This is a genomic window from Segniliparus sp. (assembly GCF_051660745.1).
Taxonomy (GTDB): domain Bacteria; phylum Actinomycetota; class Actinomycetes; order Mycobacteriales; family Mycobacteriaceae; genus Segniliparus.
Genome location: NZ_JBOFQF010000017.1, coordinates 89,009 through 109,732, shown reverse-complemented (window position 1 = coordinate 109,732; position 20,724 = coordinate 89,009). Strand labels below are relative to the sequence as shown.

The following is a 20,724-nucleotide window of genomic DNA, read 5'->3' as shown; positions in this document are numbered from 1 at the left end:
CGATGTATGCTAGAGACTCGAATTTCTCCAGATCGTTCCCGAGCGCCGCGCCGATCCCGCCCGTGCCGATTGGTGCCGCTGTGAACGATGCGCGTGGCCGAGGCGACGACCATCGTACGGTTGATCTTGACGGCGGCTCGCTTAGCGTCGAGACTGTGCGTCGGATTTCTCGCGATACCGCGTGCTCAGTGAGACTGTCGGACACCGCGGAGCAGCGCATGGAGGCGTCTCGGGAGGCCATGGCGCTCATGGTCGACAGCGGCAGGCCGATCTATGGGGTGACAACAGGCTACGGCGACAACGCAGACCGACATATACCACCTGAACGAGCGTCGCTTCTCCAAAGCCAGATGGTGCTCTACCACCTGGCCGGGGTTGGCAATCCTGTCGACCCCGAAGTCGTCCGAGCAACACTGCTCATACGCGCGAATACCCTCGCTGCGGGATGGTCTGGCATACGTCCACTAGTGGCGAGAATGCTGCTGAAACTACTCGAGCACAACGCGCTGCCCGTCATACCGGCGCGAGGCTCCGTGGGCGCCAGTGGCGACCTCGTGCCCCTGAGCTACATTGCTGCCGCGCTCTCCGGCGAGGGCGAGCTGAACTACAAAGGATCGACTCGGTCTTCGGCCGCAGTCCTCGACGAGCTCAACCTTAGCCCTCTCAAGCTCGAACCGAAGGAGGGCCTTGCCCTCATCAACGGGACGGCCTTCTCGGCGGCGCTCGCGACCCTCGCTGTCGGCGAGGCAGAAGACATCGCTTTTCTAGCCGAGATCGGCACTGCGCTATCCGCCGAAGCGCTGCTGGCCGATAGAGGCGCATTTGATCCATTTATTCACGAGGTCAAACCCCATCCCGGACAAGTGTGTTCTGCTGGACGCCTACGAGAACTGTTACGCGGGTCGTCTCTGACGACCGACCACGCCACTCGGCTCGATGAGGCGAGCGCCGAAACCAAAGAAGCGCATTACGCATCGCTCCCGAGAGCTATTCAGGATCGCTATTCCATACGATGCGCCCCCCAGGTGATCGGGGTCCTTCGGGACACTATCGAATGGGCCAAAAATTGGCTACGCATAGAGATCAACAGCGCATCCGACAATCCTCTTTTCACCCGCACTCCCCCAGCGGTGCACAGTGGCGGAAATTTCTATGCCGGCCATGTGGCAATGGCGGCAGATGCGCTTAAGATCGCAGTGTCAAGCATAGCCGACCTCCTTGATCGACAAGTGGCCCTCCTCGTCGACGCCAGGTACAGCAACGGCCTCCCGGCTAATCTGATCGAGAGCGATTCCAATGCGAAGACCCTTTCCCACGGCCTCAAGGGATTGCAGTTGACCATGTCTGCGGTCACTGCGGAATCACTGTCTCGATCCACTCCTTCGAGCACGTTTTCGCGCTCCACCGAATGCCACAATCAAGACAAGGTGAGCATGTCTGCCATGGCTGCGCGATCCGCGAGAGATGTCACACAATTGGTTACCGAGGCCGCAGCAATCCACCTGCTCGTCGCTTGTCAAGCAGTTGATTTCCGCGGCCGCAACAATTGCGGGGCCGGGACAGGACGTGCTCACGATCTCATTCGTTCTGTCTGCGCGCATGTCGCCCAGGATCGTCGACTCGATAGTGACATATCTGCGATACTGTCCATCATTGACACCCTGAGAGACTTAAGTTGAAGCGGCACAGAACAGAGAAACGGACTATTTGTGTGGTGCGCCGACACCACCGCGAAACGGATCAGCGCCTTCTCGGCGCACTTGGCGTTGCCGCCGACACGCCCGAGTAGCAAACGAGTCCGCACCGCCTGATCGCCCAAGATCAGCCCCTAAGCGTCCAACCGGAAGAGGAGCCGGCGGTCTGCAGCGCGAGCGATCATCCTCGGGCGCAAGCGCGGGAGCCCTGCGCTAGTACACGCCCTCGATCATCTTCTGGCCGTTCATCTCGGCGACAGGATGGATATCTCTCAGCGAGTCCCCGACCCCGGAAAGACTCGGCACCCGTGTGGCAAGATCCCGTTCCAAACTATTGGGCACAAGTCCGTATTTCGTGACATAGTTCATCACAACAAAGCCTTCGGTCCCGAACTCGACCGGCAGGCTCGTGTCCGGATCGACGACACGATAGAAGACGTACGGCGCGTACGAATCGAAGACCACCTCGCCGTCCTCCGAAGCCTCACGTTGCACCGTGCCGCTGAGCATGGTCGTGCTGCCGTACGAGCCCCGGAATCGCACCTGCGGAAAAACCTCGGTGGACAGGTAATCCAAAACGTCCAGATCCATATGGGCTCCGGTCCATAGGACCAGCCGCACCTTGTCTGCGATCAACGCCCGCGTCGAGCCGCGCTCCGCAAGCCGGGCCAACAGCGGCGGTGTCGTGACGAGCAGCACGATGTCCTGCGAGGACAGCACGTGCTCGGCTTGGTCGACGAGATGCTCGATATAGGCGCTCGCGCCCGCGGCGTCGCCGATTCCCAACAGGTGCTTGACCCATCGCGGGTCGAGATCCACCGCAAACCGAACCCCTCCCCGCGCCTGGGCAATGCGCTTGGAGTAGTCGCCGAGCATGTGGGGCCCGCTAGGGCCCACTGTGAGGGCATGTCCCTGCGGATCTTGGGCGTAGTGGGAATTCTCCCACGCCATGTACTGGTCGAACCAACCATCGAACATGACGAAGCGTTTCGGCGGGCCCGACGTGCCGCCGCTCTCGTACACAGCAAAAATCTGCTCGGAGTCGCCCAGCCCCCTGGGGATCACATGCTCGACAGGGACATCGCGCAACTCGTCCACGAAATTCGGGAATTTCAGCAGGTCGTCAAGAGACCGCACATCCTCAACAGGGTCAAAGCCCAACCGGGCCTTCCGGTCAAGCCAGAAGCGCGACCCGGTGTCCGGGCCGAAATGCCACCGCATCATCTCCTGGATATGCAGATCGGCTTGTTCTTTGGAGGGTGTCACGAGTCTACCTGGTCTTCCTTGGGCCATGGGCGCCGAACAGCTGGTCATACGCCATGCCCCGAACCGCCATTGATCTGTATGATTTGCGATGTTATGTACGCGCCGTCGGGCGAGCACAGATAGAACGCGAGTCCGGCGACATCGCCTGGCCTGCCGGGACGGCCCAGCAGCGTCTGCCGGACGAGCATGGCCTCGCGGGCGGCGGGGAGGCCCTCCCCGAAAAACTCCGTGTCCGCGATGTAGCCTGGCGCGATCGCGTTCACAGTGATGCCGCGGCCCCCGAGCCTGGCGGCTAACGCATGGACATACGCATGGAGAGCAGCCTTCGCTGCGCCGTACGCGCCCGTCCCGCTAGAAGCCCCTCGATAGGCCGCGATCGAGCTGTACAAGACGATGCTCCCGCCGTCCCCGACGAGCGGCCCGAGCCCTTCGACAGCAATCACCGCCGACAACACGTTGGCCTCGTATGCCTCGCGCCATTCCGCGAGCACGGATGTCAAGCTCCCGCTATCAGCACCGGGGGCCGAGCCCACGCAGCAGACCAAGGCGTGGATCGGGACGCCGAGCGACACAACATGCTCTTTGAGCCGGGCGGCAGAGCCCGGGTCGGACATATCGCACGCGAGATAGCCCACGTCCGCCTCCGGCGTGCCTTGGGCGAGCTCCTCCGCCGCCGCCGCGAGGCGGTCGGCTCGTCTGCTCACAAGCAAGACCTTGTCGCCGTTGCCGACAAACCGCTGCGCCGTTGCCTTTCCAATCCCTGCGCTGGCTCCGGTCACGACTATCAGCCGGGTCATGCCACGCTCTCCTCGCTCGACATGCCGTCGACCTCGTACAGATATCGGCCGCCCATACGCGCAGAATCCGTCCGCGACGCCCTCGCGAGCGCTCCACGGTCGGGTTTCCCTTGCGGGGTGAGCGGGATCCTCGCCAGCTCGACGACGTGCGCCGGACTCGGCAGGCCGGACAATGCCCTGCGCACGTCCGCGGTTCCCAAATTGAGGTCGCGGCGAACCCAGAACACGATATAACCCTCGCCCGCCGTACGGTCGCGGAGCGTCGGGACTGCGACAAAATCCGCCCCCCGCACACTTTGGGCCAGCCGCCGCTCGATCTCGGAGAGGTACACCTTGACGCCATTGACCTTGATGAGCGAGCTGCTCCTGCCGATCAGCCGGAAGCCGTCCGTCCCGACGAATTCCACGAGATCGCCGGTCGCCCAGCTCTCGGGGGGTGTCTGCTCGCCGAAAGAGCGGGCCAGCCGGGGGCTGCGTATCAGTAGCGCCTGTCCCCCGCCCGGTCGCACATCCGCATCCCTGAGCAGCACAACGTCGGGCAAAACGGTCCACACATCATCCTCGCCGCCGGGACGCAGCTGGCGATGCGCGATCCCTCCAGTCTCCGTCGAGCCGAGGATCTCGTGAGCAGTTAGTTTCGGCCCGGCCGAGGCTATAGCTTCGTACGCCGCCGCAGGCGCAGCCGCAGAGCTGTGCAACGCCACCACGGACCGGGCACGCGCCAAACTCCGCCAATTCCTTCGTAACAAGTCCCACGCCATCGGCACGCAGACTACGAGCACTCGCGCTCCGGGCGGCACCTCGGGGAATTCATAGGGGTTGGCCCAAGCCTGCGCCACGGGAACGCCACGCGTGCGCGGCAGCCACTCCCCGAACAGCGATCCGAACACGTGCCGGGGCGGAGCGTAGCTGACGACCATGTCGATCTCGCCGATCATCCGATCAGCGATCAGATCGACCTCGCAGACAAGTTGCCGGCTCGTCCTGGCCCAACGCCGTGCAGGCCCTGTGCTTCCCGAGGTCTCGAAGACCACCTCTTCATCCGAGGGCACGCTCAAACCCATCAGCCCTGGTCCTCCACGCGTTCGGCAATGTATTCGACGACCCGGTCCAACGTGCTGAAACTGTAGCGCACATCATCGTCGACAAAATCGACCTCGATATCGAACTCCTCCTCGACAGCGGTGATGAACTCCATGCCCGCCAAGCTGTCGAAGTTCGGAAGGCCTTCAGCGAGCGCCACATCCGCCCCGAGCAGGACAGCAGCCTCGCCGAAGCGTTTCTCCAAAATCGAGCGCACACGTTTCTCCGTGTCGGCCGCATTGGCAGTTTGCATAATTCTTTGCCTTTCTCTTCAGTTGCTGCCCGCCGGAACAGAGCCGGCGTTCACCATCGATCCGTCTTGGAGGTAGAAAACTCGTTCCGGCTCAGTGGGCTCGAAACGGACGAGGCAGTTGCCCGCGCCGCCCCCCATTCCGAGCGCCTCGCGAGCCTCTTCCGCGAGGCGGGCACAGTAAGCTTTGCCTCTGCCAGGATGGATATGGCAGACCACATAAGCCCAGCGCGCCTGTTTGGCCTCGGCGTTCGCGTCCTGATAGCTCGTCAACGGCGCTCCCCCGACGAAGTACGCCATGGGGTCGGTGCTCTTGAACATCACCACGACATGGGCCGGGTCCGAACCGTTGTCCGCAAGCCATCGAGTCAGCCGCACGGCTGCCTTCAGCCGGGCGGACGGTGTGAGCGGGCTGCTAGTCACTTCCACGGTCGGCACGTTCTTTTCCTTTCACGAGATGGTGAGCGCGGGCAGCGGCGCCGAACGATCAGCTCTGCGCACGTCGAGGCAACGGCCCAAACAGTCGGCGAGGGGGCCGCCGCTCGTCTTCATCAACGGAGTCCAGGCGAAGCCGCCTGTCTCGGCGCGTACGCTCTCGATGAACTTGCCGAGGTGCTCGGCATCCGTTTCCACGCCGAACAAGTCTGCCGTGAGGACGGCTTCGTACGTCGTCAGCAAATCCGGCAGACGGCGGCCTTCGTTCGCGAAGCCTCCGCCACGCACCCGATGCCGGGACAGAGCCTCTTCGACGAGCTCGCCGTGGGAAACGCCAGCTCGCTGGAGGACGCGCAAAGCCTGCAACGTCGACCGCGACGTCGCTCTTCCGCCCGGGACATTGGCGTACTCGCCGGGAGCCGTCTCGCAGGAAGAGACGAATCCTGCGATGGCCTTCATCACCGGCGCTTCCCGCTCCACACCGGCGAGATGCAAGATCTCAGCGGACGCAGATGTCGACACAAGGTCCGAAGCCCTGCCCTCCCAGTAGCCGAATCCGCCATCGGGATTCTGGATCGAGCCCACGAGCCAGTCCACGATGCGGTTCAGCGCCTCGGCGTCAGAGGCGAAAGCACCAGCGCTCAGCGCCCACAACGTGCAGCGGACTTCACTGCCGCGTCCCGGCATGTACATGACGCCGTCCTCGTTCGGCATCCTGCAGCTCTCCAGCCAGCGAATTATTTGATCTGGATCAGTGTTCGGCGGTGTTGCCCCGGACAACAGCTGCGCCGATGTTGTGAGCGCGTCTGCCGCCTGCCCAGGAGACCGGTAGGTGAAGCCGCTAGAGGGGATCTGGAAGGACAGAACGGCCTCGACGACTCGATCCGCGATGTCGCTGGCGTCGTCCCCGAGCGCCCGCAACGCCCCCACGCCGCAGAACGCGGCCCATACGTCCTGGACCGGGTATCCGGGCCAACGCGTGAACGAGCCTCCCGGCGAGAGCCGCTCGCGGATCCAAGCCACACATGCCTCGCGGTCTCGCGGATACTCCCCCAAACTCCGCAGAGCGCTTGTGGCCCGGAAAGTGGCCCACAAGCAGTCCGTGCGGTCGCCCGCCTGGAACGTGAACCCCCCTGCCTGGCTTTGCCTGTCTTGGAGCCAGGCGATCAATCGAGCACGATCCCACGGGAGAGAGCCGCCGCCTGCCGCAGCCCACGCTGTGATCGCGTAGTAGCAGGCGCGCGCATCGGATTTTCCGTCCGCAGCGTGCGCAGGGCTCCAGACCAGCCCGCCATCTTCCGCTTGGAGGGCGCCCAGCCAGTCCCGCAAGTCCGGGGGAATCGGCTCGCCATGGATTTCCACAAGGGTGCGGACGGCATAGTATGTGGCCCACACGTCGGAAGCCTGCCCCGGCGACATCGCGAACCCGCCGTCCGCGTTGCGAGCTCCCCAGAGCCAAGACGAACTCGGCCGATCTGCCTCCGACAAAGCCATACTGCCTATGTCACGCATAGCCTGCGTGCAGTAGTACGTCGCCCATGCGTCGGAATTCATGCCAGGAGACCAGGCGTAGCCTCCATCAGAATTCCGCCGGGAGGCCAGGAAGCCCGCCACCTCGTCCGCCCCCGGAATATCGCCTACCCGGTCCAACCAGCGCAACGTGCGCACAGCGGCGTATGTGCACCACAGATCGGGATCGCCAGACACTGCCGGGACGGGATCGATCAGCGGCCCGTACCTGTCGACGCGGATACCCGATGCGCTCACGCCCCGACCTCCTCAAAAGTTGAGGCCAGCCGCGAGGCTTCTCCGTCAAGCACACGGAAGTTGGAGCGCTTCCAGCTTTTCTGGGAGCCACCGCTTTTCGTGACGGCTGGCAGCCGGTTGACAAAGCGCACTTCATCCCAGACGAAGCCGAACTGGCTCTCTGTCCGCTGCTGCACAGACCGCGCTCGCACGTCCTCGGTCTCGCGATCAACGGAAGGGTCCCGTTCGAGCAGCAGCCGAGACCACGAGCCGTCCTCGCTGATCTCGATCAAATAGCCCATAACGTCATGGGCCGAGTAGACGAGGCTCTCAAGGTCGCGAGTCCGCACCTGTGCTCCCTTGATCGCGGTCCCGTCGCTGCCCCGGCCGTGCACGGTCAGCACGAGCGAGTCCGCCCCGCAGGGGCACCCCTCCTCGAAGGTCACCTCGTCGCCCATATCCAGGCGCAGCAGCGGGCGGGCGTCGTTGTTGAGCGGCGTGACGACCAGTCGTCCGCTCCGACCTGCTCGAGCTTCGGAGACGACCTCGTTGCTCATGATCTCGAAATAGTTCGACCCGCCGATGAGGTGCATACGGTCGTGGACGCACGCCGCGGCCAACGTTCCGCTCTCCGTGCTTCCGTAGCTGGCGTCGTAGACACGGGCCTCCCACCACTGTCCGACCATCTGCCGCAGTTCCGGAGTGCTGACCTCGCCCAACAGCATCAGGTTCTGGACCGAAGACCGCATTCGGTCCAGCAGTCCGCGCCGCTTCAGAATCTGTGAGAACTGCAAGAGCACCCCCGGGGACAGGAAAAGAACGGTCGGCTCGAACACTTCCCACAAGGCGACGATGCGGTCCCAGTCAGAGATTCCTGCGGTGAACGGGTACGCCTTCACATGCGGCAATGCCAGAAACTCGCACACGCCGACGACGAGGTCCGCCACCGGCACGATATCGGAAGGAAGCAGGATCAACGCGCGATGCTCGCCTGCGGCCAGCAGGGTCCGCCACGCTTCGGCGACTGACACCGTGTTCGCGATGGCGTCCAACAGGGTTCGCGGAGTCGGCGTGGGGACTCCCGTGGTGCCAGTGGTCTGGTAGTACTTCAGCGCAGCGCCCACCCCCACTCGCGCGAACTCCAAAGGAAGCGCCTTCAGCTTCTCCTTCGATGTCACCGGCAAGTCCTTGAACGCCTGCGCCGAGAATTCGGGGAGCGAGGAATACGCGGGAGCCTGGCGGGCGCGACCCCACGCTTCGGTGAGCTTCCTCTCGTAGAACACGTCGTCATGAGCTGCCGAAGTCGCCTCCCATTGGATGTGCTCCAGAAAATCTAGGTCGCTTTTGGAGCTAATTTTCATATGCCACTCCTGACTCGCCAGGCCTCCCATTGCATTGGAGACCACGTCTTGCGCTGAATACTTCCGCTCTTCCAGTCTGATTCGCCCGGGACGAAAATTCTGCCCTCCGGCTGCGCAGCAACTTGTCGCGCAACTAGCTGCACCGTGCTCTCGCCTTGTGCTCTCCACGTTGCGCGGCGGCCCCTGCACCAGCGCACGTCCGCATCTCCTCGTCGAGCGCGAACCCTTTCGACCGCATGATGAACTCGCCGAGGAACGCATCGTGCGGGACATCCGGATGCGACCACGACGTCGGCTTCCCGCAATACACGTTCGCCACTGTCGCCAATGCCGAAACGCGACGGACTAACGCGGCGTCGCTGGTGTGCAGCGACACCACAAGCGAATCTCTCAGCACCTCCGGCCTCCTCCGGTCGAACGGGGCCACCCACGCGCAGGGGAACGGGACCTCGTAGCCCAACAACGGATCCTGCGGGGAGGACAGCTTTATGACCGCTGGGGTGACGACAGCCATCCCCTCGGTCCCAATGCGCTCCACTCTCGGCCGCAACAGCACTGAATCCGGATCCGCCGCGTTGAGCACGGCAGACACCAAGCGTTCGGCCCCATCGCCCGGCAGCGCGGGCAAGACCGCCTCCTCATGCCAGGGCGGCGCAACCTCCACCTGCCCAAGCGCCTCCGCCAGTTCAGCGGCGAAACCGGGAGAATCGTCCTCGACGAGGATCCCAGTGGTCGATGTGCATGCTGTGCCCGCGTGGTAGAGGACGCCCTCCAGCGCGATTGCGAACCCTGAACGACGGTCGGAGTCCTTCGCGACGACGAGCTTCGACCTGCCCGGGCCCTGCGTCAAAACATCACTGCGGCTCCGGTATTTATCGACCACGGCCTGGCCGCCGTAGACCATCGCGCAATCGGAACGTTCGACAAGCACATCCGCTATATCGTGGCCCCCCGGAGCCATCACCACGTGCTCGTTCGGCAGACCAGCGAGACGCAGAGCTGTGACAAGGCGGAAAGCGGTGAGCGGATCCCGGTTGGAAGGACGGACCACGACCCGGTACCCCAGTGCCAAGGCCTCAAGCCAGGAAGCGTGGACAGCGGGGCTGTTGCCCGCGGCATTCACAGCGAAGACATCGCCGACCCGGCGCCAGACAGCACCGGCGAGAGGCTCGTCCTCCAGGCCCGCGCAGCCAGCCGGAGCAGCCAGCCGGACCGTGCGCCACACATCCCTCAATTTCGCGGAGATCATCCGGTCGCACTCTCGAACAATTGAGAGAGGCGTACCCGTCAACCGGGCCACGCGCAGTTCGTGCGCGTGAAGGTTGTCTCCCAGGATCTCGTGCTCCTCGAAAACTCGGGCAGCCTCGAGGAACACCTCCCGCAACTCTTCTTCCGGCAAAGCAGCGGTCCGGCGCAAGCTCTCGACCCAATCCACGAGCACCAGGCCCGGCACACTGGCCAATTGCAGCGCCGGATCCCCAGCCGCATCGGGGACAAGGATCCGTTTCCGAGTCATATACTGCCCAGAGGGGCCCAACGCCGCGACTTCTAGCATGTTTTCTCGTTTCCATTCCACAGGCCGCCACGTCCCCGAGCCGAGGAGGCAGCCGCACAACCCGCGTCGCGCCTTCTGCGGACCCCTTCGAGCTGCGTCTGCCCACCAAGTCTGTCCGCTTCGCCGGTCGAACAGAAGCCAATGAAGCGCGCAGCAACCTGCCGTGCAACTAACTGCGCGCTTTTTTGCGCGCAGAACACGCGGCGAGGAGGCAGTCTATTGACGGAGCTGTCTCGGCCTGAGGGCTACGTGCCCGACGCGCGCGCAGGCAGGCGAAAGCTGCGGCCACGAATTCCGATCACGGCAAGGCGCCTGATCGCAAGCGAGGAGGTGAGGGGGTGCGGAAAAAAACTCTCGTCCTGCCCAGCCTCGCTGGGACCGGACGGCAGCAGCTACTCCGCCCTCTCCGCCAGCTCGGCCGCTGCGGGGCTGGCCATATCCAGGAGCAGCATCGCGTCGTAGTCCGAGGTGCCGCGAGCCGCCTGGTAGGTGACCAAACGCTGCCCATCCGTATGTTGGATCGTCATCACCTCGAAGGTGAGACGCATGCAGCCGACTTCCGGGTGCTGGAAGTCCTTATGATCGCCGCCACGCGCTTGTTGCACGTCATACCGCTCCCACAGCCGGGCGAACTGCGGACTCTTCATCATGAGCTCGCCGACCAGCTGGGCCAAGTCCGGGATATCGGGATCGGCGCCTGCTATCGCGCGAAGATGGGCGGCGCTATGCGCGGTCATCTTCTCCCAGTCTCGGTACAGCGTGCGTGCCACCGGATGCAAAAACATATACCGAGTCGTGTTGCGCTGCTCTCTCGGCCAGTCCGTGATCCCCGGGAACAGCCGCAAGCCCGAACGATTGGCCGCCAGCAGGTCGTTCGTCCGGCTGACGACGTACGCGGGCGATGGGCGCAACGTGTCCAAGAGAGCGAGGACGGACTCGCGCACCGCACGAGTCGGCCCGGATTCTGGCGCCAGAGCGCGACCCGAAGCGAGCGCCACCAGCTCGTGCAACCTGCGCAACGCGTCGCCGGAAAGCTGCAGCACCTCGCTGAGCGCGGCGACGACCGCAGGCGAAGGCCTGGTCTCGCGTCCGCGCTCCAACCGCGTGTAGTAGTCGACGCTGACCCCAGCCAACGTCGCCAATTCCTCACGACGCAGCCCCGGAGTGCGGCGAATGCCCGTGCCCAGCGGCAGGCCCACGTCTTGTGGCCGGACCTGCGCACGTCGGGCACGGAGGAAACGGCCCAGTTCCGTGCCTTCGGTCATCCTTCGATTATGGCAAAGAATCGTCATGTTGGGAGGGCGTACGAGGGCCAGGCACCACGCTCCCCCGCACAATCCGGCCTGCCGGGCGCCGCCCCCATCAGGCAAGCTCATACCAAGACTTCACCCGAACAGCCACAACAGGAGCAACGCAATGACCCTCGCGCGATCTGAGACCGAGGCCCGCTCTGTGAAGAGCGGAGGCGCCCAGGACGGGCCTGGGCAAGCAGCGGCCGCCAGCCTCGAGCAACCCGGCCTCATGGCCGGGACGCCGCAAAAGGGCTCCGCCGTCGCAGCTCTGGCCGCCTCCGTCCTCGGCTTCTTCATCATCACGATCGACGTCTCCGGCGTCAACGTGGCACTACCCGCCATAGGCAGAGAGTTCCAAGGCTCGCTCTCAGGGCTCCAGTGGGTCGTCGACAGCTACACGTTGATGTTCGCCGCGCTCATGCTCTCCGCAGGCTCGCTCTCCGACCGGGTCGGCGCACGGCGGGCGTACGGCTGGGGATTGGGCGTCTTCACCCTCGCCTCGCTCGCTTGCGGCGCGGCTCCGACCCTCGCAACGCTCATCGCGGCGCGCGTCGTGCAAGGTGTCGCGGCCGCAGCGATGGTGCCTTCCTCCCTCGCCTTAATCCGGCAGGCTTTCCCGGAGCCGAGCGCGCGAGCACGCGGCGTCGCGCTCTGGACCGTCGGCGGCGCCGTGGCCATCGCCGCAGGTCCCGTTCTTGGCGGGCTCCTCACAACCGAATGGAGCTGGCGCGCCGTCTTCTGCCTCAACGCTCCCGCCGGGATCATCGGGTTCCTGCTCCTTCTCCGAGCGGCGCGTTCGCCCCAGGGAAACACCTCCTTCGACCTGCCGGGGCAGGTTCTGGCGGTTCTCTCCCTCGCATCGCTCACCTTCGCTGTGATCGAAGGCGGCAGCGACGGGCTCTCCCCAATGGTGTTGGCCGCGATCATAGGCGCCGTGTTGGCCGGAGTCGGTTTCGTCATCGTCGAAGCCCGGGGGCGCGCGCCCATGCTGCCGCTGGAGCTCTTCCGCCACCGGGGCGTGGTCGTGCCTGCCGTCGCAGGCTTCGCCCTCAACACGGCGTTCTACGGAGGAGTGTTCGTGCTCAGCCTGTTCTTCCAAGAGCAGCGAGCGCAGTCGGCGTTCTCCGCAGGACTGATGTTCGCGCCAATGGCGCTCATCACCGCGAATTTCAACTATCTATCGCCCCGCGCAGTCGATCGATACGGACCGAGGGCAGTCATCGTCGCAGGACTTCTGGTAGGCGCCCTCGCCTGCGGAGGACTGCTCGCCGTCGACATCTCGACTCCCTCGTGGATCACCGCACTGCTCATGGTCCCGTTGGGTATCGGCGGCGCTCTCGCCACACCTGCGCTGACCTCCCTCATGCTCGACAGCGTTGCCGTCGAGCGGGCAGGCACAGCCGCCGCGCTGTTCAACACCAGCAGGCAAACCGGCGGCGCGATGAGCATCGCTGTCTTCGGCGCGCTCCTCGCAAGGAATTTTTCGTCGGGCATGCAGGAGAGTTTTGTGATCGCAGGATCTTTATTAGCGGTCATGGCCTTAGGGACGGCTGTCCTGCTACCTCGACGATAGGCCGATCAGTAGCACGCCTGCTTCTTCCGAAAGATCTGCCAAAGGCATCTCGTGCCCGGGCAAGATGAAGCCTCGACTTATCGCCCCTGCCGTGCTCACCGATCCCCGCCTCATCAGCCCTCGCGACAGCCCGTCCGAGACCGGCCTGACGAGCCTCAGCCAGCTCGGCAGCGCCGAGCACCCGGATCCCGCCCTCCTCCCGGCGCAGCACCATGACGGCATGCCCGACTTTGGCGGCGAGCTCGTCCGGACGCGGGACTGGACTGAAATAACTGAACGGCAGGTCAGGGCATACGCGAAAAACAACCGCGGAACGTGATCGTGGAAAACCGCGGAACGTGATCGTGGAAAACACGGAACGAGCAACCCCACCCGACCTGCGAAAACACGGAAAATATTCCTGAACTGAGCGTTCCCGGTGAGGAGTTCGACATCGCAACGGTTCAGCCATTGATATCGGACGCAGACCACTCGCAGAATGTGCAACACCCAGCCTCAGCGCCCATCCCTACCCTCAAGGGACGTTTCGTCCTTTGCGGAGGCTGAAACGCAGGGCAGTCACGCCCATAGCTGCGCAGACGGGTTCGTTCCTAGACTCCGCCGTCTGGCCGTTCTAGCGCTGCGATGTGTTTTTCCAGAGCCTCAGGCAGAAGCTGCGTCTCCTTGCGCTCCAGAAGGTCCACAAGTTTGCTGTGCTCATCAGCGACCAACGCCATATGCTGAGCGCTAGTCGGCATGCCGAGCCGGAGCAGGTGGACGAACCCGCCGAGCTGCTCGAGAAACTGAGAGAGCAAGGGGAGGTGCGCGGCTGCGGCCATGCGTCTGTGGAACTCCTCGTCCAGCGTGAGAAACCGCTCGTGGTCACAGACGGCCGCAGCGCGACGTTGCCGTACGACGTTGACGCGCAACTGGTCGAGATCAGATTCCGTAGCATCCGCACACGCTTCACGCGCAGCAATAGTCTCCAACGCTACCCGGAGAAGGAGAACCTCATGCTGGCGTGCGCGGATGTCGACGACGACCATCTGCCGCCGCGCGCCCTGCTCGGCTAAGCCCTCCACAGCTATACGAGCGAGGGCCTCTCGGACCGGGGTGCGCGAGACACCCATAGCTTTCGCAACAGCCTCCTCGTCCAGACGCTGCCCCGCGACAAGGTCCCCAGAAGTGATCCTTGCGCGAAGCGCCTCGTACACCGCGCCAGCTTTACCGTTCAATCTTCTCCGCCTTCTATGTCGCGCACCGACCACTTGTATTGTATACAATACTGGTTTAGGTATACGTCCCACGGAAGGTCCGCTATGAGTTCTCGCTTTCATCTCGCTGTCGCAGTTCCGGATTTGGACGAGGCCCGCCGTTTCTACGGGGGTGTCCTGGGGTTCCCCGAGGGAAGGGCGACCGAACACTGGATTGATTGGGACTGCTACGGCAACCAGCTCGTCACTCACCTCGGAATTCCTGCCGCCGAGTTTGCAGAGTCCGTTGTGGACGGCACGGGGGTCCCCGTGCCCCACTTCGGAGTTCTGCTCACCCACGAGGAGTTCCACCAGCTTGTCGATCGCGCGAAGCGGGGCGGGGCAAGGTTCGAGATCGAGCCCACGCTCCGTTACCGAGGCCAGGTCGGCGAGCAGTGGACGGCATTCTTCTGGGACTTCAGCGGCAACGCTTTAGAGTTCAAGTCGTTCAAGGACGACTCGCAGGTCTTCCAGCAATGGGAACCGGCCCAGTGAGCCGCGGCGTGCTCGTCACGGGCGCATCCGGAGGAATAGGCCGTGCTGTAGCACGCGCATTCGCCGAGCTTGGGGACAGAGTCTGCGTGCATTACTCGACCAATGCTGCAGGAGCTCGAGAAACGCTGGCTTCGCTGACCGGTTCCGAGCACTGTTCTTTTCGCGCGGACCTCACCCGGCCCGACGAGACGAAGGCGCTCGTCGATTCCGCCGAGACCGCCCTTCACGGGATTGATGTGCTGGTCAACAACGCCGGACTGGCGCCGACTGCCACGAATGCTCACCCGATCGCAACTAGCAACCTCGAGCATTGGGTGGAGAGCTGGCGCACGACTTTAGATGTCACGCTGATCGGAACAGCGACGGTAACGCACCAAGTTGTCCAGAAGATGGTCACGGCAGGGCGGCCGGGCCATATAGTCTCGGTAGGCTCTCGCGGAGCCTACCGAGGAGAGCCCGAGCACCCCGCTTACGGAGCCGCCAAGTCTGCCCTGCACGCTATGACCCAATCCCTCGCGCTCGATCTCGCCCCGAAAGGAATCGCAGTCACAGCGGTTGCCCCCGGCTTGACGGAGACCGAACGCACCAGCTCGCTCATCCATGGCGGGCTTGCCGAATCGTGTAAGTCGCAGAGCCCCTTCGGCAGAGTCGGCACCCCCGAAGAAGTCGCAAGCGCCGTCGTCTACCTCGCTTCGCCCAGCGCCCAATGGACCTCCGGAGCGATCCTCGACATAAACGGCGCCTCGTATTTCCGATAACCGCTCATTCACTGCTACTGCGCCAACAAGACCTTGGCAAAGACGCCTGTGGTCAGACAATAATTTTTACAATGACCGACACAGAGCTGGCGATGAGCAGCAGCAGAACCGCTCGGCGAAACCGTTCTGCGTCGAAGCGCGCGAAAATCCGTTCCCCGATGTAGATGCCAGCGAAAAGCGCAGGGATTCCGATGATCAAGCCCAAACCGACCTGCTGGGTGAGCTTTCCGCTCAGACTGTAGCCGGCGAGCGCGGCAAGACCGGTGCAGCTGAAGACCACGCCGAGAGTGGCTCGCTGCACTTGCGGTTGCAACCGCAGGCTTTGCATGGCGGCGACCATAGGCGGGCCGTCGATCCCGGTACTGGCGAACGAAGCCCCGGAAAATACGCTTATGACTGCGATAAGGGGCACTCGCGGAGGAATCGTGACCCGCCGCCAGACGACAATTGTGCAGGTTAAGACAACCCCTGAGATGAGCAGCGCCAACGCTCGCCCCTGCAAGGCGTGCAGCAGCCAAATGCCGATCGGCACTCCCAACAAACCAGCGACGAGGGCAATACCGGCGATCTTTCGTTCAATATGCTGCCGGTAGCGAATCGCCGTCCACAGGCTGATCGGCAACGACATGAGCGCCGCGATAACGACGGCGGTGGACGGCTCGACGAGAAAGGTAAATGGCGGGACGGCGACGAGCGCGAAACCAAACCCCGCCGCTGTGCGGATGACTGAAGCGATGGTGAGTATGAGGAAAGCCCCAAGCACAAAAGTCATTCACGCCCCTCCGAGACGACACGGTTGCGTAGCTCGCCTACACCAGAGATGGCCACAGCAACAGTGTCCCCCACTTCAAGCGGGCCCACCCCTTCTGGGGTGCCTGTCAGGACAACATCCCCAGGCAACAGGGTCACCGCCGTCGTTATGTGGGCAATGAGCTCGTTGATCGGTCGGATCATCTGCGCGCTTGTGCCGTCCTGGCGGACTTGCCCGTTCACCGATGCGGTGATCCGCACGTCAGAAGGATCGAGGTCCGTCACAATCCAGGGGCCCAATGGGCAGAATGTGTCGGAGCCTTTCGCCCGCCACCACTGCTTGTCAGGCTGTTGCAGATCACGTGCGGTGATATCGTTCGCGCAAGTGAACCCGAGTATCACGTCAGGGACTTCGGCCGGGGTCAAATTTCGACAACGAGAGCCGATGACGACGGCGAGCTCCGCCTCGTGGTGCAGCGATTGTGTGTACGCCGGGTAGACGATCTCCGCATCCGGCCCAATGACGCTGGTGCTCGGCTTGATGAAGATCAGGGGCGATTCGGGTACTTCATTGCCCAGCTCTGCCGCGTGCGCCGCGAAGTTTCGTCCCACCGCGAGCACTTTCGACGGCTCGACCGGCGCGAGCAGCGTCACTTGGCCCGTATCAAGCCTGCCCCCAAGATCCCCGCCCGTCGGCTCCGTGTCGAAAAGGCCGTGGATCTTTGTGATGGTGTTGTCATCGGATAAAAGCCCGTACGAAGAAGCGCCCGCAGGGTCACGAAATCGAACAATGCGCATATGATCCTCTTATTCTTGAATCGGGTCGACAGAGTTGACAGGGGGAAGCGCGCTCTTGAGCAGCGCCGCGATATGGACTGCGGCGCGAGTTGTCCCCTGAGCCACCTGTGTGCGGCATGAAAACCCGTCGGCGATGATTGTGCTCGTCGGACTGGCAGAGCGCACCGCGGGGTAGAGCTCTCGTTCGGCGAGTGCTTGCGAGACGTCCCAATGTCCCGGCTCGTAGCCGAAGTTTCCCGCCAGACCGCAGCATCCAGAGCGCACGACATCCGTTTGGACACCGAGCCGGGACAGGACCTCAAGCGTCGACGCGTGCCCGGGTCCTGCTTCTTGGTGGCAGTGCGGCTGTAGCACCGCAGTGGTATCGAGGCTCTTGAAAGGCCACCGGCCTTTGTGCTTCGAGACGAATTCAGCGAGTGTGACTGTCTGCTCCGTCAGCCGGGCGGCGATATCTGAGCCAGGCAAGATCTTCCGGGCGTCTTCCCGCAAGACCTGGGTGCATGACGGCTCGACGCCGATGATTGTTCCCCCTGCCTCCACATGCGTTCGCAACGAGCGCAACGAGCGCCGCAGAACTGCGCGCGCCATACCGAGCTGCCCCGTGGAGTGCCAGGTCAAACCACAGCACACCGGCCCCTTCGGCAAGACGACTTGGTAGCCGAGCGCTTCGAGGACCTCTACCGTGTCTTGCGCACCAGCAGGATCGACCAGGTTGGAGAAGGTGTCCGGCCAGAGCATGACTGTTTCTCGCCCGTCCCCGGCCCCCTCTGGACGTGCGCGGAACCAGGATCGCAGGCTTTGACGAGTGAACGGCACGAGTCCGCGACGCTCCTCGAGCCCAGCCATCCGGCTGACCTTTGGCGCGATCTTCGGGTGCTCCGCGAGCGCGTTCGCGGCAGAGGGAGCCACGCCCGCAAGCCGAGCGAGGACAGGTAGCCACCCGAGGCTGTAATGCGAGCGAGGCCGTAGTCTGTGTCTGTAATGCTGGTGCAGGAATTCTGCTTTATAGGCCGCCATGTCGACATTCACCGGGCATTCTTTTTGGCAAGCTTTGCAAGAAAGGCAGAGGTCGAGCGCGTCTTTGACGGCCGTGGAGCGCCACGCGTCCGGAAAAGTCTCGCCTCGGAGCATCTCGCTGAGAATGCGCGCGCGCCCACGGGTCGAGTGTTTTTCGTCCCGTGTCACCTGGAATGACGGGCACATGGCTCCCGTGGCGTTACGGCAACTGCCGACCCCGGTGCAGCGCCGCACCGCGGAGGCTAAAGAACCATGGTCTGAGGCGAGGGTGAGCATCGGCAGCGAATGCCGTTCGCTCCCCGGGCCTGGGCGAACATTGGCGTCGAGCGGTTCCGGGTCGACAAGCACGCCGGGGTTCATCGCCGATTGCGGGTCGAACGCGTGCTTGAACTGTTTGAACGCCGTGAGCAGCTCCGGGCTGTACGTGCGGCTGAGCAGTTCTGAGCGGGCGCGTCCGTCGCCATGCTCCCCAGATGCGCAGCCGCCGTGCCGGATCGCGATATCGGCAGCAGACTCGATGAATCCTCGGTATTCGGCGATGCCTTCCGCGGTGGTCAAATCCCAGTCCACACGCAGATGCAGGCAGCCTTCTCCGAAATGGCCGGTGATAGTCCCGCTCCGCCCACGTTCCTCCATAAGCGCGTGCAGGTCTCTCAGATAGCTTGACAGGTTTTGTGGCGGGACGGCCGAATCCTCCCATCCCGGCCAAGCTTCCCTTCCGTCGGCCATGCGGCTGGCGATTCCAGCTCCGTTGCGCCTGATGCTCCACAGCGCCGCGACCTGGTCTGGATCGATGAACACACAACCATTGGCCCCGCTTGCGGCTTGGATGCGCCGAGCGCTCTCACAGGCGTCCGTCTCATTTGCTCCAGGGATCTCGCAGTACAGCCAGGCCCCGCCCGCAGGGAGGAGACCGACGCCTTGCGGTGTCCCCGATCGTGCTCGAAGCGCGTTGACGAGGGCTTCGTCCATGCCCTCGACTGTGAGCGCTCCTGACGCCGCGAGTTCGGGCGCGGCCGCTGCGGCTTGGTAGACATCGGGATAGCCAAGCACGAGCAGGGCACGGGCGGGTGGCAGCGAAACCAACGTGATCGACGCCTCAAGGGCGATCCCACATGTCCCCTCCGATCCCACCAGCGCCTGGGCGGTGTGGAACCCCTTCTCGGGCAGCAGGCGGTTGAGCCCGTACCCCGAGACTTGGCGGCTGAACCGGCCGAGCTCGGTGCGGATCTGCGCCAGATGCGCATCGCGCAGCTGTTTGAGGGTTGCGTCAAGGGTCGCGTCGCCGGTCGTCCCTCGCTCTAAACGCAACACGCTGCTGTCTGCGCGAAGCAGTTTGATCCGTTCGACGATATCCGCGGTCGTCCCCCAAGCGACGGAGTGCGGCCCGCAAGCGTGATTGCCGATCATTCCGCCGATGGTGCAGCGCGAGTAGGTCGAAGGGTCCGGCCCGACCGTGAGGCCGTGCTCTGCGGCTCTCGCCCGAATGGATCCGAGCACCGCGCCAGACTGCACGACCATCGTCTTGTTCTCTGGGTCGAGATCAAGAATCTGGCCCATATGTCTCGAAAAATCGAGAACGAGGCCGCCGCCGATCGCGTTGCCCGCGATCGACGTGCCGCCTCCACGGGGAGTGACCGGAACCCCGTGCTGCATCGCGACAGCGACCGCCTCCGCAGCCTCGTCGGCATCCCTCGGTTCGGCAACGGCCTTGGGCACGACGCGGTAGATAGAGGCATCCGAGCTATACGCCGCGAGGACGGCCGGATCCGTGCGAATATTCTTGACCCTGCGGGCAAGCTCTTGTACAAAGAGCTTGCCCGCAGGGTCGGACAGTTCCACCATGTCGCCTGGGCGCTTACGCATCATCAGACTCGAAGTAATCAATCAACAGCATGTCACGCAGCCCGGTCTCGTGCCCTTCTGCGGGCTCGATCGGGTCCACCCCGTGGAACACCTGCTTGTCGTCGATCAAGATAGCCTCGAAAGGGCTGGTCAACGTCGCTCGCAACAGCGGGCGACGCGAGCGGTCGTAGAGCCAGGACACCCCTCCGGCAACGCCCGACCTACCGATGAACACCTGCGCGACGTATTGATGCCCGTCCTCATGGACCCCCTCCGGAGCGGGCAGCCCTTCCATACCACGAGAGGTCGTGATCCGGATTTGATGCACACCGATCCCTCCGTTTTCCCAATCAAAATCCCCAGGGAGCCGTTTGGCGTAATGCAGGGCCAATGTCTTTAGAACCCCAGAGCTTGCAACATCGCTGGTAATCGGCGCGAAAAGCCGCTGCTCACCACCGTGGAGCTTGTTGACCTGGGTGGACTGTAAGAACGGCCGATGCAATTGGAGTTCCATCCGCTCGACCCCCCGGAACGCCCCGTAGCGACGCCGGCGGTAGGTGGCCCCATTTTTCAGATAGGGGTCCACTGGCAAATCGTGCCACGACGAAAGAAACTGGTCCACTTCGGACTGTGGGCACATCGCAAGCGCACCCAACGTTTCTTCAGCCGAAACATGCGTGATCGGAGGTCCGTCCGTCACTGCAGAGTTAGACAAGGTAATGCCCTTTCTTTCGTAAATTAGTACCTATGACCCAATAATTTGCACGACACGCCCCT

The 20,724-nt window shown here is 63.6% G+C and carries 19 protein-coding genes; 5 read left to right on the top strand and 14 right to left on the bottom strand.

The window, feature by feature from the left end:
* The first annotated feature begins 2 nt into the window (after positions 1 to 2).
* The gene (locus ACRC20_RS04865) at positions 3 to 1,679 is read left to right on the top strand and encodes an HAL/PAL/TAL family ammonia-lyase (RefSeq protein WP_438685215.1); all 1,677 of its coding nucleotides are present in this window, start codon (positions 3 to 5) and stop codon (positions 1,677 to 1,679) included.
* A gap of 228 nt (positions 1,680 to 1,907) precedes the next feature.
* Here the strand turns inward: ACRC20_RS04865 and ACRC20_RS04860 are convergent, their stop codons facing one another.
* The 9 genes from ACRC20_RS04860 to ACRC20_RS04820 form a co-directional block, all read right to left on the bottom strand.
* Positions 1,908 to 2,960 carry a phenazine antibiotic biosynthesis protein gene (locus ACRC20_RS04860; protein WP_438685214.1) on the bottom strand — a complete coding sequence of 351 codons (1,053 nt, stop codon included), beginning with the start codon at positions 2,958 to 2,960 and terminating at the stop codon, positions 1,908 to 1,910.
* Between the two features lie 44 nt (positions 2,961 to 3,004).
* Positions 3,005 to 3,757, bottom strand: a complete 753-nt coding sequence (locus tag ACRC20_RS04855; protein WP_438685213.1) for an SDR family NAD(P)-dependent oxidoreductase — start codon at positions 3,755 to 3,757, stop codon at positions 3,005 to 3,007.
* Positions 3,754 to 4,821, bottom strand: a complete 1,068-nt coding sequence (locus ACRC20_RS04850) for a hypothetical protein (protein WP_438685212.1) — start codon at positions 4,819 to 4,821, stop codon at positions 3,754 to 3,756. Before ACRC20_RS04850 ends, ACRC20_RS04855 begins: the two co-directional genes overlap by 4 nt.
* Entirely contained in the window at positions 4,821 to 5,093 is a 273-nt protein-coding gene (locus ACRC20_RS04845; RefSeq protein WP_438685211.1) for an acyl carrier protein, read from the bottom strand. Before ACRC20_RS04845 ends, ACRC20_RS04850 begins: the two co-directional genes overlap by 1 nt.
* 18 nt (positions 5,094 to 5,111) lie before the next feature.
* The gene (locus ACRC20_RS04840) at positions 5,112 to 5,528 is read right to left on the bottom strand and encodes a hypothetical protein (RefSeq protein ID WP_438685210.1); all 417 of its coding nucleotides are present in this window, start codon (positions 5,526 to 5,528) and stop codon (positions 5,112 to 5,114) included.
* Between the two features lie 12 nt (positions 5,529 to 5,540).
* Positions 5,541 to 7,292 (bottom strand): prenyltransferase/squalene oxidase repeat-containing protein, encoded by a 1,752-nt coding sequence (locus tag ACRC20_RS04835; RefSeq protein WP_438685209.1) that lies wholly within the window; start codon positions 7,290 to 7,292, stop codon positions 5,541 to 5,543.
* Positions 7,289 to 8,632 (bottom strand): hypothetical protein, encoded by a 1,344-nt coding sequence (locus ACRC20_RS04830; RefSeq protein WP_438685208.1) that lies wholly within the window; start codon positions 8,630 to 8,632, stop codon positions 7,289 to 7,291. The genes ACRC20_RS04835 and ACRC20_RS04830 overlap by 4 nt, the downstream gene beginning before the upstream one ends.
* Before the next feature lie 133 nt (positions 8,633 to 8,765).
* The gene (locus tag ACRC20_RS04825) at positions 8,766 to 10,187 is read right to left on the bottom strand and encodes an aldehyde dehydrogenase family protein (RefSeq protein ID WP_438685207.1); all 1,422 of its coding nucleotides are present in this window, start codon (positions 10,185 to 10,187) and stop codon (positions 8,766 to 8,768) included.
* 392 nt (positions 10,188 to 10,579) lie between these two features.
* Complete coding sequence (locus tag ACRC20_RS04820; RefSeq protein WP_438685206.1) at positions 10,580 to 11,452, bottom strand: helix-turn-helix transcriptional regulator; 873 nt, start codon at positions 11,450 to 11,452, stop codon at positions 10,580 to 10,582.
* A 151-nt stretch (positions 11,453 to 11,603) separates the two neighbouring features.
* Here ACRC20_RS04820 and ACRC20_RS04815 point away from each other — a divergent pair, with 151 nt between their 5' ends.
* Together ACRC20_RS04815 and ACRC20_RS04810 are read left to right on the top strand one after the other, a co-directional pair.
* The gene (locus tag ACRC20_RS04815; protein WP_438685205.1) at positions 11,604 to 13,052 is read left to right on the top strand and encodes an MFS transporter; all 1,449 of its coding nucleotides are present in this window, start codon (positions 11,604 to 11,606) and stop codon (positions 13,050 to 13,052) included.
* A 64-nt stretch (positions 13,053 to 13,116) separates the two neighbouring features.
* Positions 13,117 to 13,371: a hypothetical protein gene (locus ACRC20_RS04810; RefSeq protein ID WP_438685204.1), complete on the top strand. Its 255-nt coding sequence runs from the start codon at positions 13,117 to 13,119 to the stop codon at positions 13,369 to 13,371.
* A 271-nt stretch (positions 13,372 to 13,642) separates the two neighbouring features.
* On the opposite strand, the gene ACRC20_RS04805 is transcribed toward ACRC20_RS04810, so the two are convergent.
* On the bottom strand, positions 13,643 to 14,368 hold the full coding sequence (locus ACRC20_RS04805) for a GntR family transcriptional regulator (protein ID WP_438685203.1): 726 nt from the start codon (positions 14,366 to 14,368) through the stop codon (positions 13,643 to 13,645).
* On the opposite strand from ACRC20_RS04805, the gene ACRC20_RS04800 reads away from it, so the two are divergent.
* Positions 14,351 to 14,779 (top strand): VOC family protein, encoded by a 429-nt coding sequence (locus tag ACRC20_RS04800; protein WP_438685202.1) that lies wholly within the window; start codon positions 14,351 to 14,353, stop codon positions 14,777 to 14,779. The two genes, ACRC20_RS04805 and ACRC20_RS04800, sit on opposite strands and share 18 nt — an antisense overlap.
* A complete protein-coding gene (locus ACRC20_RS04795; protein WP_438685201.1) occupies positions 14,761 to 15,537 on the top strand; it encodes an SDR family NAD(P)-dependent oxidoreductase in 777 nt (258 codons plus the stop codon). The genes ACRC20_RS04800 and ACRC20_RS04795 overlap by 19 nt, the downstream gene beginning before the upstream one ends.
* A gap of 52 nt (positions 15,538 to 15,589) precedes the next feature.
* On the opposite strand, the gene ACRC20_RS04790 is transcribed toward ACRC20_RS04795, so the two are convergent.
* Genes ACRC20_RS04790 through ACRC20_RS04775 form a run of 4 tightly spaced genes read right to left on the bottom strand, consistent with a single transcriptional unit; the run spans position 15,590 to position 20,647 of the window.
* A complete protein-coding gene (locus ACRC20_RS04790; protein ID WP_438685200.1) occupies positions 15,590 to 16,309 on the bottom strand; it encodes a sulfite exporter TauE/SafE family protein in 720 nt (239 codons plus the stop codon).
* Positions 16,306 to 17,085: a fumarylacetoacetate hydrolase family protein gene (locus ACRC20_RS04785; protein WP_438685199.1), complete on the bottom strand. Its 780-nt coding sequence runs from the start codon at positions 17,083 to 17,085 to the stop codon at positions 16,306 to 16,308. The genes ACRC20_RS04790 and ACRC20_RS04785 overlap by 4 nt, the downstream gene beginning before the upstream one ends.
* A gap of 9 nt (positions 17,086 to 17,094) precedes the next feature.
* The gene (locus ACRC20_RS04780) at positions 17,095 to 19,947 is read right to left on the bottom strand and encodes an FAD-binding and (Fe-S)-binding domain-containing protein (protein ID WP_438685198.1); all 2,853 of its coding nucleotides are present in this window, start codon (positions 19,945 to 19,947) and stop codon (positions 17,095 to 17,097) included.
* A gap of 13 nt (positions 19,948 to 19,960) precedes the next feature.
* Positions 19,961 to 20,647, bottom strand: coding sequence for a 2OG-Fe dioxygenase family protein (locus tag ACRC20_RS04775; protein WP_438685197.1), 687 nt, complete (start codon positions 20,645 to 20,647; stop codon positions 19,961 to 19,963).
* Between the last annotated feature and the right edge of the window lie 77 nt (positions 20,648 to 20,724).